We start from the raw sequence: 18,623 nt of genomic DNA, 5'->3' as shown, positions 1-18,623 counted from the left end.
CACTGAGACACATTCGATAACGATCATGTGCCTTACGACTTGTGACCCCAGCAAGGCTTCAAAGACATGATCCTACCTTCCAAGGAACTGATAAAAATCGCGCTAAAGATAAAGAGAATTTTCCGTTGACGCATGATGTTAGATAAGCTATAACACTAATAATCGTATTACGCAACAAAATTGTTGCGTAAATGCTGTTTCACTGCAGCGAGCACTGAGTCTTACTACGGAACAGAGGTTGCCGCCATGGAAGCCGGCAACGAAATAAAGTAAGGAGAAAAATGAAAATTCTCAATATGATTATTGGATCCTCTGTAAGTTTGGCACTCGGACTGGCCGGTAACAGTGTAACTGCTGTTAGTGTGAGTGAGGGGAGTGGCAGAGATATTTCGATGCAAATAGTCTCGACATCGGTTAACCTGAATTCGACTTCACCTTCGCTGAGTGACGCAGAACTTGACCGTCTTATTCAGGCGTTAGATAGAATTCCAGAAAACTTAAGGAATGCTAACCCGCGGACAACGCCTAATTATGAGGAGCAGCTTTCTCGAGCGCTGAACGTAATGAGTGTTGGAGGGATAACTACTCGAGCATCGTGGTGGCAGTGTGGTGCTGAGATAGCAAGTGTAATTGTTCAATATGGCCTTCCTGTGGGTAAAATACTCAAATGGTTGAAAGACGCGCGGAAAATTTGGGGTGGCGTAAGCGGCATTTGGAGAGCCATTAAAAGCGGAGCAGCCTTTGCTGAGATTGGCGAGGAAGGTGCTCAAGCTCTCGCGATAATCCTCGGATTCGATGGAATAATTTCCGCTTGCTTCGGGTGAGAATGGAGAAGTGGCATGGATACTTCTTGGAAGCCTGTCTCGTTTTCATACGCCTGGTGGGGGCATCTAATCACTGGTTTTATTGTCGGTGTATGTGTTCTTATAGCCTCTGCCGTTGTGTTTTGGCTATTGCCATACAAGATGCCTGTGCATCTATTGATAATTATTGTGGGATTAAGCGTGGTTATTTGCGAAACACTATCGACCACGTTTGATCTGAATTATGCAAGAAAAAAGAAGCATAATTCTCCAGGTGGTTGGCTACCCATATTTGCAAAGCTTTTTCTGTTAGCAAGCATCTATTTTGCAGCGTCTTACGTGCTAACTGGTTCTCTGTCATCAGCAGGAATCATAGTGCTTATCGCAATAGCTGTGGAGCTGGTATTTGTTGTCTTACTGCGGGCTTGGAAACCGGGGATGAATGATGAGGAAGTGCGTCAAGCATGGCGAGATACCGCAGAGGCCGCTAAACGGGTGATGACGGAAAACTGAGGCGTGGACGACCCGGAAGGTGGTCATGTTTCACAACTCACAAGAGCTGATCACTCAATTGCCCGTAGAGTAATATAAAAAGCAGTATGGCAGCCGAAAAGGCACTCTATCCACCATCCTTTGAAAGCGAGAGTTGAGGATGCGCGGCTACGCAGTTGTAGATATAGAAACGACCGGTTTTTCGTTTAACCACGGGCACCGGATTATAGAAATTGGTGTTGTCGAGCTGAGCCCTGCTGGCGAGATTGAAAGCTCATGGGAAACCCTGGTGAACCCGCAACGGCATGTGAGCGCTACAGAGGTGCATAAAATTACTGCCGCTGATGTGTGCGGTGCCCCTATTTTTTCAGATATCGCTGACAGGTTGTTGTCCTCGCTCGATGGGCGCATTCTCGTCGCACACAATGCACGGTTTGATAGCGGTTTTATTCATCACGAGCTGCGACGATGCGGGCGCGGCCCCGCACAGGATCTGCCTGTGATTGACACGGTCAGCCTTGCGAAGAAATATTTAAATCTGCCGAGCGTAAAACTGGGTGCCTGCTGTGAGTATCTCGGCATCACTAATGAGCAGGCGCATGCTGCTGTTGCTGATGCCATCGCAACCGCAAAGCTTTTCCAGTACCTCTTAAAAAACACTTCCGCTTTTGACCACATGATTAGCGCCCTGTGCGCACAGGTTACAGATTTAACCGGTGTGCGGTCGACACCCGGTCTTTCGTCACCGCAGCAGCCGGTGCTTTTGAGTCGAAAACTTGTTGCTGAGGCTCGTGCCGCCGCGCGTGATGGTGGCTGGTTTGCTGGGCTGGTTCGTGACCGTGCGCCTGTGGCGAGCGTGGCGTTTGAGGAATATTTCAAACTGTTAGATCTGGTGTTGTTGGATCAGCAGCTGTCGCTAACTGAGCAGACTCAGTTAGTATCTTTCGCTAATAATAATAGAGTGGGCCGTGACGGTCTGCGAGAGCTGCATGAGAGTTATGTTTCTCAGTTGATCGAACAAGCCTGGGCTGATGGAGTTATTACCGAGCAAGAGCGCAACATCGTGTTGACTGTTGCTAGCGCCTTGGGTGTTTCCGAAGCTGCTACGAAGGCTGCTCTCGCTTCTAACCGGTCTAGCCTATCTGCCGCAGCTCGGTCACAGTCGCAGGGGAGTGCTGCCGGCCGTCCTGCTTCTGAGCAAGTGGGCCCTTTGCAGGGAATTCTGTTGCACGCCGGTGATCGGGTGACCGTGACGGGTGAAAAGAAGTTTAGTAGAGCAGACTGGACTGCGTACCTGGCAGCACACGGTGTAGAGTTGGCCGGCATCGCGAAAAAAACTCGGGTGCTAATTGCGGGGGATCCAGACTCACAGTCATTAAAAGCTAAGAAGGCGCGTGTTTACGGGATCCCGATTATTGCCGAGGAAGTAGCGCGCGACATAATCCGCTTTGCCGACTAGCCGCGATTTCCTCCGGTACTCTGCTTAGAGATGTTTAAGACCGTCTTTCCCTTAGAGCGGCCGTTCGCCACCTTCTCAAGTGCCTGATTAATATCGGTAAGATCGTAAACCGCGTCAACAGCGGGGGAGATACTGCGCTCGGCGAGCACGGCTGCGGCATCTTGCAGCTGGGCACCATTGGATTCTACAAAAAGGAAATCATAGGTGACGTTGTGACGTTTGGCTAGCGCATCAAACTTCCTGCCGGCCAGAGTGAATAGCATCTGCTTGAACAGAGAAAGGCCCATACGCTTTGCAAAAGCGCCGTTTGGCAGAGCGCGCAGAGAAACTATGTGCCCGCCGGGTTTTAAGATTCCCATTTGGCGCTCAGTCTCTTTGCCGCCTACACTGTCGAGCACATAATCTATATTTTCTAGCTCGGTGGCGTAGTCTTGGGTGCGATAGTCGAAGAAAAGGTCAGCACCCAGCTCTAGCACCCGCTCCCTGTTACTGGCAGAGCCGTTTGTGATGACGGTTAACCCTTTGGCTTTAGCTAGGGGGATGGCCATTGCACCCAGAGCGCCGGTGCCCCCTGAAATGAAGATTGTCTCGCCCGGTTGCGGATCCATCAGTTGCAGAGACTGCACGGCGGTCAGCGCCGTGAGCGGGATCGCGGCAGCCTCCACATCGTTGAAAACATCAGGCACATGCGCGAGTGCGTCAACATCTACGGCAACATATTCAGCAAAGGCACCTATGTTATCTAGCGGGAGCCTCGCAAAAACCCTGTCGCCCGGCTGAAACCTGGTGTGTGGTGTTGCTAGTTCCTCAATGATGCCAACCACTTCATGGCCTGCAATAAGCGGCAGAGAGTATGGCGTGATGAGCTTTACTTCGCCCCGGGAGACCATGTTGTCAAGAGGGTTCACACCCGCTGTCAGCACACGCAGCAGAGCCTGGTGAGGGGCGGGTGTCGGCTTTGGAGCCTCCTCGAGTGAAAGCTGTATCGACTGCTTGTTGTACTTTAATAGCTGCGCGGTTTTCATTAGCCTTCTTTCCGGTCTTGTGGCTTGCGAAACGATGTTTAGGTATTCATCTTAACGACCGGTTGCGGTGTAAAGATCGATAAATGGTTTGAATCCGTGCAACAGAGATCTCTTCAGCTACGACAGCTCTGCCACAAAATCTAATTGATAAGGGTATCGCGAGATAGTTCTCCGTAGCGTGCCGGCTCGGCTATCCCTTTCGCTAGCAACGGATGCTTGTTTAATATGGGCTCGATAGTGTCTGTCAACCACGCGCTAGATATTCCAGAACGGGTAGCGACATCGTCAAGCGCGACAAAAATTTTGTATATTGAATGATCTGAAAAGGTGCGGTAATTCCGCTTGATTTGTCTGGCGGTCTTCGGTTGTAGACCGGGAACATCGAGCACCCGGTGGTTCCACAGCTGAGCGCAATGGGCTACTCGGTTACGTAAATATACGAATGATTTGACTTGACCGGGCAGTAATTTGCGCGACGTGCCCATCGATTCTGCGATATCATCAAGCACGCCGGAGGCAGTGGAAGCTTCGATGAGACGAGACAGGCTGCCGAAAGAGAAGGCTTCCACTGCAACCCAGATTGGCATGCGGTCATAGGCTTCAGGCTTGTAGACACGGCCTTGCTTGACCTCACCACGGTAATGAGCGACGAAATCTTCTTTACTGCGGTCAAGATTGGAAAGCGCATGTTCTTCGACACGTATCGCATCCTGGTGGGGTGATTGGGTGAAACCCTCACCGCGTGCAAACTTCCCCGTTACCCCAACATGGCGACCATAGGCATAAGCGAACCGGGTGCGAAGAAGAACCTCCAGAGGGTGCAGCAGTTCATCGCAGACACTCACAAGTTCTTGCTCAGCGTTATAGAGTGCACAAATAGTTTCGAATGAGGTGCCGTCAAAGAATCGGTTGTTGCCGCCTGCTGGATCATGCTGCCAGTACCGGAAGTACCCTGAGAAGCGGTAGTAATTGACTCTCGCAAGGAACTTAATTGCAGCTGCTGTGTCATCAAAGCACATGCCGCGCTGGCCGAGCAGTTCTACTTGTTGCTCGTAGCTCAACCATTCTTTCGGCATTGGGTTTGCCTCCACGATATGAAAGGCCCCGGCCATTTGTGCATCACCCGCGATGGGTGAGAGGCCTGACCGGGGATCTATCGTTACCCATTTTATACCACTGCATGAATGATACACAACCAAGATTGCGCATACCGTGCGGATCAGGTAAAAGCCATGAAACAGTATGGGTGATAGCGGTGGTGGATTCGTGCCTGCGTTAGCCGGGAGAGATAACCCAACGGACTCGAAGAAGAATCCGCTAGTGGAACTAACCTAGGTCAGTCTGCAAGAGAGTGTGGCTTGCTCGAACGCACAATCATTGCGGTGGTGATCGATGCGAGGATCGCTGCCAGCACCATGTGTGCCCCAACCGCGATCGGTGGCAGCCCAAAGTTAGCCTGATAAATTCCGATAGCCACCTGCACAAGCTGCAGCACCAAAAGCGCGGCAAAAAACTTGCGAGTGCTAGCGTTTGTTGCATAGGCAAGAATCAAACCAATAACTGTGACTGTGAGCAGCGCATACCCCGGCCAGGCGTGCATGTGCGCGAGCAGCTGCGCATCAATGCCGGTGCGCTGCACGTTAGCATCACCAGAGTGGGGGCCAACCCCGGTGGTGATGATCCCAACGAAAATAGTCGCAACACTAAGCACGGCGATCAGGGTCGTGGTGAGCCAAATAGAGTCTTTCACAACCTTCACTCGCGGGCCGGGCGCTTGGGTCATGCGCATCACAAAAACTGTGCCGACAGTCACCATCAAAATGGAGGCAAAATAGTGGAACCCGACGATCAGCGGGTTGAGCCCGGTAATCACAATAATGCCGCCCACAACCGCCTGCGCTAACACACCCGCGAGCATGACCCAGGCAAGCGCGAAAAGATCTGGGCGCTGCTTCCGGTAACGCCACACAAGAATCAGCACAGCAAGCGCTAACACACTGAGCACCCCGGTCATGAGACGGTTGCCAAACTCAACCGCTGAATGCCATGTGAGCTCCTCTGTCGGCAGCAGAGAGCCGGGAGTGCACAACGGCCAAGTCGGGCAGCCCAGCCCCGAACCGGTTAGGCGCACAGCACCACCGGTGCCGATAATCACGATATTGGCAAGCATTGAAGCCCAGGCCATGCGCCTCAGCCACGGGCTTTTGATGCCTTGGTTGCCGTGATCCGCAAGAGAGGCAGGGGCGGTGGCAGGTGACATCGAAAAACTCCTTTAGGCGCGTGTCTGGCAAGGTAAGCCTAACCTGATTCAAGCCTACCTAAAATTCAGGCAGCGCTCGGTAGAGTAGAAGGCGTGGTCGCTAACAGTGCCTATTCTATGCGCAACCGCGACTAAAAGCCCGCAAGGAAGGTGTAATGACAGACGTATTAATTGATCGTCCCGAACTGCAAGAGCTAGGTAAGTACGAGTTTGGCTGGCACGACTCTGACGCAGCCGGGGCAAGCGCCAAGCGCGGCCTGAGCGAAGATGTTGTGCGCGATATTTCTCGTTTAAAGGGTGAACCTGAATGGATGCTTCAGCGTCGCCTCAAAGCACTGCAGCTGTTTGATCGCAAACCAATGCCGCAGTGGGGCGCAGATCTTTCAGAGATTGATTTTGACAACATCAAATACTTTGTGCGCTCGACAGAAGAGCAGGCGCAAACCTGGGAAGATCTGCCAGAAGATATTAAAAACACCTACGAGCGCCTCGGCATCCCAGAGGCTGAGCGTCAGCGTCTGGTTGCCGGTGTTGCAGCACAGTATGAGTCAGAGGTTGTCTACCATCAGATTCGTGAAGATCTCGAACAGCAGGGGGTTATCTTCCTCGACACTGACACCGCGCTAAAAGAACACCCAGAAATTTTCGAAGAGTATTTCGGCACCGTTATTCCTGCCGGAGACAACAAATTCGCTGCCCTAAATACCGCAGTGTGGTCTGGTGGATCCTTTGTTTATGTTCCGAAGGGCGTGCACGTTGAGATCCCGCTGCAGGCATACTTCCGCATTAATACTGAGAACATGGGGCAGTTTGAGCGCACCCTGATTATTGCCGATGAGGGTAGCTACGTGCACTACATCGAAGGCTGCACCGCACCAATCTATAAGACCGACTCACTGCACTCTGCTGTTGTTGAGATTATTGTGAAGAAAAACGCCCGTGTGCGTTACACCACAATTCAGAACTGGTCTACCAATGTGTACAACCTCGTCACGAAGCGTGCAATCGCTGAAGAGGGCGCAACTATGGAATGGGTTGACGGCAATATCGGCTCAAAAGTGACGATGAAGTATCCTTCAATCTTCTTAACCGGTGCGCACGCCAAGGGTGAGACTCTCTCAGTCGCCTTTGCAGGCCCCGGTCAGCACCAGGATGCTGGCGCAAAGATGATTCACTTAGCGCCGCACACGCAGTCATCAATCGTGTCAAAGTCGATTGCGCGTGGCGGTGGCCGGGCCGGCTATCGCGGTGAGGTCAAGATCGCTGAAAATGCGCACCATTCAGCAAACTCCGTTATCTGTGATGCGCTGCTGGTAGACCGTATTTCACGCTCAGACACCTATCCCGCAATCGATATTCGGGTTGATGACGTGCAGCTCGGCCATGAGGCAACCGTCACCAAGGTGAGCGAAGCGCAGCTGTTCTACCTGATGAGCCGGGGTCTTACCGAAACTGAAGCAATGTCGATGATTGTGCGCGGCTTTATTGAGCCGATCGCACGCGAACTGCCAATGGAGTACGCACTCGAGCTGAATAAACTTATCGAAATGAATATGGAAGGATCGGTCGGCTAAGTAATGGGTATTAACCACAACGACGAAAAGTTCGTACCAATCCAAACTCGCTCAGAGCGCCCCAGCTCAACCGACCTCGCTGATTTCCCGGAGGTTACCGGTCGTGAGGCTGAGTGGCGCTACACTCCCGTGAAAGAGCTCGACGCAATCTTGAACGGTGAGCTGGCAGCAGCTAAACCAACCGTAGACGCCGGAGAAACAGCCGGAATTGACGCTAAATTCGTAAGCCGCGACGATGCTCGCATCGCTTCGGTCTACAAACCAGAAGACCGTGCGGCAGTGCGCGCGCACAACGCTTTCGAAGAAGCACTCGTCATCGAGATCAGCGGCGAAGAAGAAAAACAGGGTGTTGTGCGGCTGTCTGATTACGGCACCGCAGCAAGCGGCGGCCATATTTTTATTGATGTGAAACCGCACGCACAGGCTGTGCTCACTCTCGTTTACAGCGGCAGCGCGAAACTCACCGAAACAGTTGAAGTGAAAGTGGGAGACGGCGCAAAACTCAACCTCATCACGATTGGTGAGTGGGATGAAGATGCGATTCATGTTTCAGCCCACCATGCTGAGGTTGGCCGTGATGCTTTCTTAAAGCACGTTGTTATCAACCTGAGTGGCAAGATCGTGCGCATCAACCCGTCGGCACACCTTGTGCACAAGGGCGCAGACGTCGAGCTGCACGGCCTCTACTTTGCCGATCCCGGCCAGCACCTCGAACACCAGGTTTGGGTGAACCACCAGGCGCCCAACTGTCGCTCACGCGTCAGCTATAAGGGTGCGCTGCAGGGGCGCGGATCGCACACAGTGTGGATCGGTGACGTGCTTATCGGCCCTGAAGCTGTTGGCACCGACTCATATGAAGAAAACCGGAACCTGGTGCTCGGAAGCGGCCCAATCGCCGACTCTGTTCCAAATCTTGAAATTGAGTGCGGCGATATTGAAGGTGCCGGTCACGCATCAGCAACCGGCCGTTTCGATGAGGAGCATCTGTTTTATCTGATGGCGCGTGGCATCGACGAACTAACAGCTCGTCGCCTGGTTGTGCACGGCTTCCTGAACGAGGTTGTGCAGCAGATCGACAACGCTGAAATCGCTGCGCAAGTTGCTGAGCGACTCGACGCTGAACTTGCGCGTTCAGACGCTGCGATCGCTGCGAGCATGGAGCGCTAAGCATGAGCTTTGAAGCAGTGTGCGCAGCCGATGAGGTGCAGGTGAACACGCCCAAAAAAGTTGAGCTTTCCGGCCAGCACATCGCAGTTGTGCGCGACAGCGACGGCAACGTCTTCGCTATTGGTGACAGATGCACCCACGGTGATATCTCATTGAGCGAAGGTTTCGTAGAGGACGACACTCTCGAATGCTGGGCGCACGGCTCACAGTTTTCGTTGCGCACCGGCTGGCCGCAAAACCTGCCGGCCTATGAGCCGGTCCCGGTCTTTGATGTGAAGATCGAAAACAACCAAATTCTTATTGATCCAACTCCGATTTACAGGGAGAAAAACGACTAATGGCAACTCTTGAAATTAAAGACCTGCATGTTTCAATCGAAACTGACAACGGTGCGAAAGAAATTCTTAAGGGTGTGAATCTCACAATTAACTCGGGTGAGATCCACGCAATCATGGGGCCAAATGGCTCAGGCAAATCAACCCTTGCCTCCACCATCGCAGGCCACCCAGACTATGAGGTGACCAGCGGCTCAATCACCCTAGACGGTGAAGACGTGCTTGAAATGGAGGTTGACGAGCGCGCTAAAGCCGGTCTCTTCCTCGCAATGCAGTATCCGGTAGAAATTCCGGGCGTCACCATGTCAAACTTCCTGCGCACCGCGAAAACCGCTATCGACGGTAACGCGCCGGCGATCCGCGACTGGATGAAAGACGTGAAGGGCGCGATGGAAAACCTGCGCATGGGTGGTGAATTCCTCGAGCGCAACGTGAACGAAGGATTCTCAGGCGGTGAAAAGAAGCGCGCTGAGATTCTGCAGCTCGAACTGCTAAAGCCAAAGTTTGCGCTGCTCGACGAAACCGACTCCGGCCTTGACGTTGATGCGCTGCGCATCGTGTCAGAGGGTGTGAACCGCGCGCACGAGAGCAACGACCTCGGCGTGCTGTTGATCACCCACTACACTCGCATCCTGCGCTACATTAAACCCGACTACGTGCACGTTTTTGTTGACGGCAAGATGGTAGAGCAGGGCGGCCCAGAGCTTGCAGAGCAGCTTGAAGAAGAGGGCTACGATCGCTACCTTAAGGCTGCTGCATAACCTGATTAAAGAAGCAGTGCTTCACAACTCGCTGGAGTCAGAGTAAAATCAGTCTCCAGCGAGTTCATTAAACAGAAAGGCATTTTTTTGACTCAGCCGCAGTTTGCCAATATGGATCCTGCCTTTAAAGAGCAGGCGCTTGAAGCGCTGAAAAATGTTTCTGACCCAGAACTCGGGGTAAACATCGTCGACCTCGGTCTCATTTACGACCTCGCCTACGATGAAGCAAATGACGCGCTTGTTGTGTCAATGACGCTGACGAGCGCCGGCTGCCCGCTCACTGACGTTATCGAAAACGATATTGCTGAAGCACTCGACGGCCTTGTTGCCGCATTCCGCATCAACTGGGTGTGGATGCCGCCGTGGACTCCGCAGCGCATCACCGATGACGGCCGCGACATGATGCGCGCCCTAGGTTTTTCAATCTAGTGATTTCAGTAGAGAGTCTGGCGATTGATGTTGGCGCCAGACGGTTAATGAGCGACGTCTCGTTCACGGTCAACCCCGGTGACAAAATCGGCTTGGTTGGCCGAAACGGTGCGGGCAAAACCACCCTCACTAAAGTTCTCGCCGGTGACAAACAGGCGAGCGAGGGGCGGGTGAGTGTGCGCGGCAAGCTCGGGTTTTTGCCGCAGGATCCGCGATCCGCAGACCCCGAACAGATAGCACGCAACCGCATTTTAGACGCGCGCGGTTTGGGCACACTGCACGAACAGCTCGCGGTAGCCACAGAGCAAATGTCGAGCAGCGATACGACGGTTGCCGAACGCGCGATGAAACGCTTCGGTCGGCTGCAGGATCAGCTGCACACACTCGGCGGTTATGCGGCAGAGAGCGAAGCGGCGACGATCGCCCACAATCTCGGGCTGCCTGATCGTGTGCTCGAACAACCACTGGGCGAGCTGTCGGGTGGGCAGCGGCGACGCATCGAATTAGCGCGGATCCTTTTTTCCGACGCCGACACGATGATCCTTGACGAGCCCACAAACCACCTCGACGCCGACTCTATTGCCTGGCTCAGGCAGTTTCTGCGCAGCTATAAAGGCGGGGTCATAATCATCAGCCACGACGTAGAGCTGGTAGACGAAACCGTAAACCGTGTCTTCTATCTTGACGCTAACCGGCAGGTTATCGACATCTACAACATGGGGTGGAAGCACTATCTGCGCCAGCGTGCCGCCGACGAGGAGCGACGCCGTAAAGAGCGGGCCAATGTTGAAAAGAAAGCCAGCGCGCTAAAAGAACAGGCTGCTCGCTTTGGGGCGAAAGCCTCAAAAGCTGCCGCAGCACACCAGATGGTCGCCAGAGCCGAGAAAATGCTCTCCGGGCTTGAGGCTGTGCGGCAGGTTGACCAAGTGGCAAAACTGCGTTTCCCCGATCCGCAACCCTGCGGGAAAACACCGCTCATGGCTGAGAGCATCTCAAAGTCTTACGGTTCGCTGGAGATTTTTGCCGGCGTTGATCTGGCTATCGATAAGGGCAGCAAAGTTGTTGTGCTCGGCTTTAACGGCGCGGGTAAAACCACACTGCTGCGCATCCTCGCCGGTGTTGATAAGCCAGACACCGGCAAACTGATAGCAGGGCACGGTTTAAAGGTTGGATACTATGCGCAAGAGCATGAAACACTCGATGTTAAGCGCTCTGTGCTTGAAAACATGGTGTCTGCCTCGCCGCATTTAACCGAAACAGAGGCGCGCAAAGTGCTCGGCTCGTTCCTCTTCACCGGCGATGACGTGCATAAGCCGGCTGGGGTGCTCTCAGGCGGTGAAAAAACTAGGCTTGCGCTTGCAACGCTGGTTGTTTCCAGTGCAAACGTGTTGCTGCTGGATGAGCCAACAAACAACCTGGATCCGGCCAGCCGCGAAGAGATCCTAAACGCGCTTGCGACATTCACCGGGGCAGTGGTGCTGGTCTCGCACGATCCGGGCGCGGTTGCAGCCCTCAACCCAGAGCGGGTGCTGATTATGCCCGAAGCTACCGAAGACATCTGGTCTGCAGACTATCTCGATCTGATCGAGCTTGCTTAACCGTCTAACAGTTCGTCTTCGATATCGGCGTCGCTCTTACCGCGTTTTGCCTCACGGGCACGCTGTTTGGCCTGCGCTTTTTCTTCCATCTGTTTAACCCTTGCGGATCCGCGGTTAAAGTTTTTAAACTCCTGCCGTGCCGCGTACCACACCCCGGATCCCGCGATCGCAATGAAAACTATCCACTGCAGTGCGTAAGACAGATGCGGCCCCTCATCTAGCGCGGGTTTGTCGGGCAGTGCGCCGTGCTCTACAGTCGGTTGAGCAGCAATAAACATGCCATACGCAGCGGTTATCAGTTGTTGCTCACTAATGGCAGGGCCCTTGCGGTTTGCCACCTCTAACATGTCAGAGACGTTGAGCGTGCCAACAGTTTCAGTGGTTGAAACCCGGTCTTTAATTTGCGGTTCACTCGCGCGCAGTCGAATTGTTAAATCGTGCGTTTTACCCGTTGGGGGAGTAGGCAGCGCGGCAAAATCGGCTGCGGTGTCACCGTCTAATGAATAGTCGACCCAACCGAGATCGACAAAAATAACTGTGCCGTCGGTCGCTTGAAAAGCGCGCACCACGTCAGAGCCAGAGCCGCCAGCGCCGGGGCGATTGCGTGCGAGCAGCGGCTCGCCAACAAATTCACCGGTCACAGTAACCGGCAACCACTTCATGTCATCGGTGTCGAAGCTGTCACCGGGGCGCAAAACCTCTGACAGGTTTTTTGCGGGTGCGTCATAGTTATTGACGATTCTGGCTATTTCAGCGCGCGCCTCTTCGCGACGGTTGAACTGCCAGTCACTGAGCAGCACACAGGCAACCGCGAAAATAACCAGCATCGCGTAATAGCCGATCCACCGTGGTGAATACAGAAAACGCCACCCGACATACTTATTTTGTTCGCGATTCACAGTTCTGTAATTTCCTCAATCTCGACTGGGAAATCTCTTGCCGCTAAAAAGTTAAACAGATACTCGCGGTGTTTAGGGCAGGCAAGCCATATTTTGGTTTTACCGTTGCTGTGAATTTTTGGATTGCGCCACAGGAGCTTTGCCGTTGCGTGCGCGAGGCAGTTCGTGCGCGAACAGGTGTAGCGCGGCAGACTCTCATCAAACAGATTGCGGATCACAGCGCTTAAGACTCCCCATAAATGCGTTCACCTGAGCTTTTCCGATCCGCAAAAGCATCAACAACAATAGTGTGCGGGGTGCTCGCTGCTGGGGCACTGGGTGCCTCCGGGGTGATCGCAGCTGGCGTCACCGTCTGAAATTTAGCATCATCGACTGTTGGCGCGACAGCGTTGGCGATCATAACCGCGAAATAGGGCAGCACAACCGCCCCCACAATTGCAAACCATGACAGCTGCAGCGGCAGAAAAAACAGCGACGCAACGCACACAAAGCGGATCGCCATCGAAAGCAGGTAAAAACGCTGGCGTCGTGCCCGATCTGCGGCAGGATCAACGCCCACACTCGTGATATTTACCGACTCCGACACGACCACCTCCCACATTCAGTGTACGCCTTCCTTGAACAGCTAGCATTAATGAAAATGGTTGATCCCACAAGAGGAGGAAATGTGGCTCAAGAGACTGGCCGAGTAGTTCTAATCACCGGTGGAAATCGCGGCATTGGGTGCGCTATTGCTGAGCGTCTGATCGCTGACGGTCATCGTGTTGCGGTTACCTCACGCTCCGGTGAGGGAGGGCCCGAGGGCGCATTTACCGTGCAAGCTGACGTTACTGACTCTGCAAGCGTTGACGCAGCATTTAAACAGGTTGAAGAAAAATGGGGGCCGGTTGAGGTGGTGGTGGCCAACGCCGGCATCACTAAAGACACTCTGCTGATGCGCATGAGCGAAGAAGAATTTACCGGTGTGATTGACACCAACCTAACCGGCGCTTTCCGTGTCGTGAAGCGCGCCTCAATGGGATTCTTGCGCGCAAAATTTGGCCGTGTGATCCTGATCTCAAGTGTTGTCGGTCTCTACGGATCGCCGGGGCAAACAAACTACGCCGCATCTAAGGCTGCGCTTGTCGGGTTTGCGCGCTCACTCACTCGCGAACTAGGCGGGCGCAACATTACCGCAAACGTGATCGCACCGGGCTTTATTGACACTGAAATGACTGCGGTGCTGCCAGAGGCGCAGCAGAAACAGTATCTAGCAAACATTCCTGCGGCTCGTTTTGGTGATGCCTCTGAAATCGCCGGTGTTGCATCATTCCTCGCAGGCCCCGACGCAGCCTACATTTCAGGCGCTGTCATCCCTGTCGACGGCGGTCTCGGGATGGGTCACTAGCTATTAGTAGCTGTGCGGTTAGCCGAGGCGATCAAGCAGCGGAATAATGTGTGCGAGAGTGTCGTCGAAACAGTAGTCGGCGACCTCGCGCACAGCTGGTTTTGCTTGATAGCCGACGCTAATTGCCGCGATCCGCATCATTTCAATATCGTTGGCGCCGTCACCAACCGCAATGGTGTGAGACAGGGGAGTGCCAAACTCTGCCGCCCATTTTTTCAGGTAGTCAGCCTTAGTTGCTGCGGTCACAATCTCCCCGCTGACAGTGCCGGTGAGTTTGCCGTCTGCAACCGTCAGCCGATTCGCATGCCAGACGTCGACCTTTTGCGCTGGCATAACGAGATCAAGCACCTCTAGAAACCCGCCAGAGACAACAGCAATATGCCCGTTACGCGCGTGCACTGCTTCGACAAGCTCGGTAAAACCGGGGTTGAAATTAAGCTGTTTTGCGGTCTGCTCGAAAACACTTTCTGGCACACCTTTAAGGGTTGCGACACGCGCTTTCAGGCTTTCAGCAAAATCGTACTCACCGCGCATTGCGGCATCGGTGATAGTTTTTACTTCCTCATAAGATCCCGCGGTCTTGGCGATAATCTCAATCACCTCTTCGCGGATCGAGGTTGAATCACAGTCGAGCACTACCAGTGGCGCGTTTTTGTTCATATCTAACATTGTATTTGCGTTCAACGCTAAGGCGTGCCGCACGGTTCTTTAAGAATGCCAGAGTAGGCTAAATTGCATGGTTAAAGTCATTAATTTTGACGACGTCCGTTACGTGCGCGGTGGCCGGGCGATTCTGAACGGTATTAATTGGACGGTAGACAGCTCACAGCGGTGGGTGATTCTCGGTCCAAACGGTGCGGGTAAATCTACGATGCTGAAGATTGCCGGTGTGAGCGACTACCCAACCTCAGGCACAGTAGATGTGCTTGGGGAGCGCTTGGGGCGGGTAGATATTTTTGAGCTGCGCACAGCTATCGGTATCGTGACCCGCGCACACGAGCGACGCATTCCGCTAGACGAGACCGTTTTTAATGTTGTTTTGACTGCGGCCTACAGCGTGGCTGGCCGTTGGCATGAACAGTATGACGAGCTTGATGAAAAGCGGGCACACCGTGTGCTCGCTGAGTGGCACCTGACCGATCTCGCAGAGCGCACTTTCGGCACCCTCAGTGACGGTGAGCGCAAACGTGTCATGCTCGCGCGCGCCGTAATGACCGATCCAGAGCTGCTGTTGCTCGATGAACCTGCCGCAAATATTGATCTGGGCGGGCGTGAGCAGCTGTTGCAGATGCTCTCCGGGTTTGCAAAGTCGCCCGACAGCCCAGCCATGATTATGGTGACGCATCACGTGGAAGAGATCCCGCCGGGCTTCACACACATGCTGCTCTTGGGTCGAGACGGCAAGCCCAAGGCGCAGGGAGCTATTTCTGAGGTGCTCACTTCAGAAAATCTGTCAGCCGCATTCGGGGTTGAGCTAAAAATTAGCAGCGAATCAGACCGTTATTTCGCTGTTGCTGCAGCATAACTCGAATTTAAATGCTATATTAATCTATTGGTGCGATTAGCTTCGCTATTTAGACTTTCGCGTAAACACGCGCAAACTCAAACTTTAGAAGGATCATCATGAAGAAAGAAACTCACCCTAGCTACGAAGCAATCGTATTTCGCGATCTGGCTTCAGGTGAAACCTTTTTGACTCGCTCAACCCTCACCAGCGACAAGACCATTGAGCTCGACGGTGAAACCTACCCGGTTATCGACGTTGAAATCTCAAGCGCATCACACCCGTTCTACACCGGTAAGCAGCGCATTCTTGACTCTGCAGGTCGTGTTGAGAAGTTCAACCAGCGTTTTGCTGGCTTCGGGCAGTAAGTCTTTTTGCTGACAGCAGTTTATTGCTGCTGTTGCAGGTGCGGCGCTCAAAGAGTTTGAGCGCCGCACCTTTTTATTTAACCGGCCAAGTGCCTGATATGACTGCGTCGGTTTTGCCTATGCGGTGCAGGTAGGCCTCAAAATCGGCTGCCTGCTCTACAGCCCACCGCACCTGTGCGGTATGGAGTTCAGCTGGTGTTTTAGGGAAGTCGTCTGCGTCACCGAACTTCTCCAGCATCGCCAGCATCAGCAGGCCCGCCGCGAGCGCATCAGCATCTGCTGTGTGAGCTGCACTGAGTGTAATCCCGTAGTGCTCGCAGGTGACCTCGAGTGTGCGTTTGCCTTTGCGATACTTCCAAAAGTGTTTATCGAGCACGAGCGGATCAAAAACTGTGCTGTTTTCTTTGACTGGTAAAAGGCCGTAGCGTTTTGTTTCGCTTTTAAGGATCGATAGATCAAACGGCGCATTGTAAGCCAGAATCGCATACCCCTTATCAGCGTGTGAGTTTAGGAGCGCCACAATCTCTGTGATTGCCTCAGCCGGGTGCTGCCCGTCACGCTCGGCAATTTCAGTTGTTATGCCGTGCACCCTGGATGCCTGCTCCGGGATTGGAACTCCTGGATTGATAAGCCAATCGTAGGTAGTTTGCGCCTCGCCCGCTGCAAAAACAGTTGCTGAGGCGCTCACAATTCGCGATGCGGCAGTGTCTATTCCGGTTGTCTCAGTATCGAATGCAATGAAATTTTTAAACGCTGTTAGGTCTTTTTGTGACATGTACTTATGGTAACGCGGGGGTGTATGACTTTATCTCGCTCTTAAAAGCTCTAAGCCGCACTTACTAGACTGAGAGGGTTATGGAAACTGAAGTTTTGTATGTGCCGATGGCAGGGGCTGGCGCCACTGCGGCCTGGGTAACCGGCCCTGATACTGGGGTGCCAATAGTGCTTGTGCACGGTTTCCGCGGTGATCACCACGGCCTTAATTTGATAGTCGACGGAATACTCAAAACACTCGGCTCACAGGCGAGTGAATACCGCATTATTGTTCCTGATCTGCCCGGGTTCGGTCAGACTCCAACTATGAACGCCACCCATGATATAGCTGGGTTTGCCGCTTGGTTGCAGCAGTTCTGTCACGCTGTGGCGCCCGCTGGCGCACACATAATTGCCCATTCGTTTGGCACACTGGTCTCTGCTGCAGCTGTTGGTGGGGGGTTGCAGCCACTGTCGCTGACCCTCATTAACCCGATTTCGGCGCCGGCGCTTGAAGGGCCGCGCGCCCTAGCAACCAAGCTCGCTATCGCCTATTACAGGGCTGGAGCTGTGCTACCGCAGAAAATTGCGCACAAACTTTTGAGCAATGGCATCATTGTGCGCGGTATGAGCGAAATTATGGCAAAAACTCGCGACCGGCAACTGCGCGGTTGGATACACCGGCAGCACAGCCTTTATTTCAGTAATTTCGCCGACACAAACTCGCTGCTTGAAGCCTTTCAAGCGAGCGTTAGCACCACCGTTGGAGAAGAGCTTGGCGCTACTGCGCTCCCAATACAGCTCATCGTCGGCGAAAAAGATGATATTACTGCACTGCCTGAGCAGCTAGCCTTGGCTAATAAACTGCCAAAAGCGCAAATTCATATTGTTGGGGGAGTCGGGCACCTGGTGCACTACGAAGCACCTCTGGAAGCCGCGCAGCTTGCGATTAAATTCATACAGAGTCTGAAATAATGACGATTCTGACATGGGAAGATGCGCCGCAGGCGGTGCTTGCAGATTTTGTGCACCTCACCGAAGTGCAGTTGCGCTCGAAAGCAGAGGTCGAGCACGGTGTGTTTGTCGCTGAATCAGAAAAGATTATTAATCGTGCGCTGCAGGCTGGGCTGACACCGCGCGCTGCGCTGCTGCAGGAAAAACATCTAGATACTTTAACCCCTCTAATAAAGCAGTATCCTAAAGTTCCGATAGTGCTTGGAACGAGCGAGCAGCTTGCCGCTGTTACCGGTTATAACGTGCACAGGGGAGCATTGGCAACGTTTAATCGCCCCAGACCTGCTGAGATCACACCGCTGTTGCAAAATGCAAAGACTGTGGTTGTGCTGGATCAGCTTGTAGACCATGCAAATGTGGGGGCGATATTTCGAGCTGCTGCAGGCCTCGGCGCAGACGCAGTATTACTAACAGAGGGGTGTGCGGATCCGCTCTATCGACGCGCAATAAAAGTGAGTATGGGGAGCGTGTTTAACGTCGCATGGGCGCATCTACCGCGGTGGGAGGAGGCGGGCCCGCTGCTGCGGAAGATGGGATTTACGCTCGCCGGTCTCGCACTAAGAGAAAACGCAGTGGATCTTCTGGAGTTTGCCAGTAATCCGCCTGAGAAAGTGGCGTTTTTACTCGGCTCTGAGGGGCCGGGTCTATCTAGAAAGGCCCTTGGAGCCTCTGATGTGCTCGTAAAAATTCCGATGCAAAACGGTGTTGATTCACTCAATGTCGCACACGCCGCCAGCCTTAGCTTGTGGTCGTTGCGCGCAGTGTCGCAGTTAAATCAAAGCCAATCCGGCTAGT

22 protein-coding genes are annotated in these 18,623 nt (G+C 53.5%); 14 read left to right on the top strand and 8 right to left on the bottom strand.

All coding sequences use genetic code 11. The features are described 5' to 3' along the window. The first annotated feature begins 281 nt into the window (after positions 1-281). From HCR00_RS01775 to HCR00_RS01765, 3 genes are all read left to right on the top strand, one after another. Positions 282-824 (top strand): hypothetical protein, encoded by a 543-nt coding sequence (locus HCR00_RS01775; protein WP_167142205.1) that lies wholly within the window; start codon positions 282-284, stop codon positions 822-824. A gap of 15 nt (positions 825-839) precedes the next feature. Beyond that, complete coding sequence (locus tag HCR00_RS01770) at positions 840-1,316, top strand: hypothetical protein (protein WP_166984741.1); 477 nt, start codon at positions 840-842, stop codon at positions 1,314-1,316. 139 nt (positions 1,317-1,455) lie between these two features. After that, complete coding sequence (locus HCR00_RS01765; protein ID WP_167142202.1) at positions 1,456-2,754, top strand: exonuclease domain-containing protein; 1,299 nt, start codon at positions 1,456-1,458, stop codon at positions 2,752-2,754. Here HCR00_RS01765 and HCR00_RS01760 read toward each other — a convergent pair. From HCR00_RS01760 to HCR00_RS01750, 3 genes are all read right to left on the bottom strand, one after another. Next, on the bottom strand, positions 2,751-3,779 hold the full coding sequence (locus tag HCR00_RS01760; protein ID WP_167142199.1) for an NADP-dependent oxidoreductase: 1,029 nt from the start codon (positions 3,777-3,779) through the stop codon (positions 2,751-2,753). The two genes, HCR00_RS01765 and HCR00_RS01760, sit on opposite strands and share 4 nt — an antisense overlap. A gap of 140 nt (positions 3,780-3,919) precedes the next feature. Beyond that, positions 3,920-4,855, bottom strand: coding sequence for an Abi family protein (locus HCR00_RS01755; protein ID WP_167142196.1), 936 nt, complete (start codon positions 4,853-4,855; stop codon positions 3,920-3,922). 260 nt (positions 4,856-5,115) lie between these two features. Next, a complete protein-coding gene (locus HCR00_RS01750; RefSeq protein ID WP_167142193.1) occupies positions 5,116-6,039 on the bottom strand; it encodes a COX15/CtaA family protein in 924 nt (307 codons plus the stop codon). Positions 6,040-6,194: 155 nt separating this feature from the next. Here HCR00_RS01750 and sufB point away from each other — a divergent pair, with 155 nt between their 5' ends. From sufB to abc-f, 6 genes are all read left to right on the top strand, one after another. Beyond that, the gene (sufB, locus tag HCR00_RS01745) at positions 6,195-7,613 is read left to right on the top strand and encodes a Fe-S cluster assembly protein SufB (RefSeq protein WP_166984751.1); all 1,419 of its coding nucleotides are present in this window, start codon (positions 6,195-6,197) and stop codon (positions 7,611-7,613) included. Positions 7,614-7,616: 3 nt separating this feature from the next. Beyond that, positions 7,617-8,780 carry a Fe-S cluster assembly protein SufD gene (gene sufD / locus HCR00_RS01740; protein ID WP_166984753.1) on the top strand — a complete coding sequence of 388 codons (1,164 nt, stop codon included), beginning with the start codon at positions 7,617-7,619 and terminating at the stop codon, positions 8,778-8,780. Between the two features lie 2 nt (positions 8,781-8,782). Beyond that, entirely contained in the window at positions 8,783-9,118 is a 336-nt protein-coding gene (locus tag HCR00_RS01735; RefSeq protein ID WP_166984755.1) for a Rieske (2Fe-2S) protein, read from the top strand. Next, entirely contained in the window at positions 9,118-9,876 is a 759-nt protein-coding gene (gene sufC / locus HCR00_RS01730) for a Fe-S cluster assembly ATPase SufC (RefSeq protein ID WP_166984757.1), read from the top strand. The genes HCR00_RS01735 and sufC overlap by 1 nt, the downstream gene beginning before the upstream one ends. Before the next feature lie 111 nt (positions 9,877-9,987). After that, positions 9,988-10,305, top strand: coding sequence for a metal-sulfur cluster assembly factor (locus tag HCR00_RS01725; RefSeq protein WP_166986415.1), 318 nt, complete (start codon positions 9,988-9,990; stop codon positions 10,303-10,305). 47 nt (positions 10,306-10,352) lie between these two features. After that, a complete protein-coding gene (gene abc-f / locus HCR00_RS01720) occupies positions 10,353-11,903 on the top strand; it encodes a ribosomal protection-like ABC-F family protein (protein WP_424945195.1) in 1,551 nt (516 codons plus the stop codon). Here the strand turns inward: abc-f and HCR00_RS01715 are convergent. From HCR00_RS01715 to HCR00_RS01705, 3 genes are read right to left on the bottom strand one after another with little or no spacing between them, the layout of a single operon-like run. Continuing rightward, entirely contained in the window at positions 11,900-12,802 is a 903-nt protein-coding gene (locus tag HCR00_RS01715) for an SURF1 family cytochrome oxidase biogenesis protein (RefSeq protein ID WP_243854497.1), read from the bottom strand. The two genes, abc-f and HCR00_RS01715, sit on opposite strands and share 4 nt — an antisense overlap. Further along, positions 12,799-13,020, bottom strand: coding sequence for a hypothetical protein (locus HCR00_RS01710; RefSeq protein ID WP_243854496.1), 222 nt, complete (start codon positions 13,018-13,020; stop codon positions 12,799-12,801). Before HCR00_RS01710 ends, HCR00_RS01715 begins: the two co-directional genes overlap by 4 nt. Before the next feature lie 5 nt (positions 13,021-13,025). Next, positions 13,026-13,388, bottom strand: coding sequence for a DUF3099 domain-containing protein (locus HCR00_RS01705; RefSeq protein WP_166984761.1), 363 nt, complete (start codon positions 13,386-13,388; stop codon positions 13,026-13,028). An 81-nt stretch (positions 13,389-13,469) separates the two neighbouring features. On the opposite strand from HCR00_RS01705, the gene fabG reads away from it, so the two are divergent. Next, positions 13,470-14,189 carry a 3-oxoacyl-ACP reductase FabG gene (fabG, locus tag HCR00_RS01700; protein WP_243854495.1) on the top strand — a complete coding sequence of 240 codons (720 nt, stop codon included), beginning with the start codon at positions 13,470-13,472 and terminating at the stop codon, positions 14,187-14,189. A gap of 18 nt (positions 14,190-14,207) precedes the next feature. Here the strand turns inward: fabG and serB are convergent, their stop codons facing one another. After that, the gene (gene serB / locus HCR00_RS01695) at positions 14,208-14,849 is read right to left on the bottom strand and encodes a phosphoserine phosphatase SerB (RefSeq protein ID WP_166984765.1); all 642 of its coding nucleotides are present in this window, start codon (positions 14,847-14,849) and stop codon (positions 14,208-14,210) included. 76 nt (positions 14,850-14,925) lie between these two features. Between serB and HCR00_RS01690 the strand changes: the two genes are divergently transcribed. Then, positions 14,926-15,714 carry an ABC transporter ATP-binding protein gene (locus tag HCR00_RS01690; protein ID WP_166984767.1) on the top strand — a complete coding sequence of 263 codons (789 nt, stop codon included), beginning with the start codon at positions 14,926-14,928 and terminating at the stop codon, positions 15,712-15,714. 98 nt (positions 15,715-15,812) lie between these two features. Continuing rightward, positions 15,813-16,061 (top strand): type B 50S ribosomal protein L31, encoded by a 249-nt coding sequence (locus tag HCR00_RS01685; protein ID WP_166984769.1) that lies wholly within the window; start codon positions 15,813-15,815, stop codon positions 16,059-16,061. Between the two features lie 73 nt (positions 16,062-16,134). Here HCR00_RS01685 and HCR00_RS01680 read toward each other — a convergent pair whose 3' ends face one another. Continuing rightward, positions 16,135-16,836 carry an exonuclease domain-containing protein gene (locus tag HCR00_RS01680; RefSeq protein ID WP_166984772.1) on the bottom strand — a complete coding sequence of 234 codons (702 nt, stop codon included), beginning with the start codon at positions 16,834-16,836 and terminating at the stop codon, positions 16,135-16,137. A gap of 80 nt (positions 16,837-16,916) precedes the next feature. Between HCR00_RS01680 and HCR00_RS01675 the strand changes: the two genes are divergently transcribed. Continuing rightward, the gene (locus HCR00_RS01675; protein ID WP_166984774.1) at positions 16,917-17,789 is read left to right on the top strand and encodes an alpha/beta fold hydrolase; all 873 of its coding nucleotides are present in this window, start codon (positions 16,917-16,919) and stop codon (positions 17,787-17,789) included. Continuing rightward, positions 17,789-18,622: a TrmH family RNA methyltransferase gene (locus HCR00_RS01670; RefSeq protein ID WP_167142190.1), complete on the top strand. Its 834-nt coding sequence runs from the start codon at positions 17,789-17,791 to the stop codon at positions 18,620-18,622. The genes HCR00_RS01675 and HCR00_RS01670 overlap by 1 nt, the downstream gene beginning before the upstream one ends. Position 18,623: the final 1 nt, after the last annotated feature.

The sequence above is a fragment of the Canibacter zhoujuaniae genome, assembly GCF_011752005.1.
GTDB lineage: Bacteria > Actinomycetota > Actinomycetes > Actinomycetales > Microbacteriaceae > Canibacter > Canibacter zhoujuaniae.
Note: the sequence above shows the minus strand (reverse complement) of the source record. Positions and strands in the feature narration are given on the sequence as shown.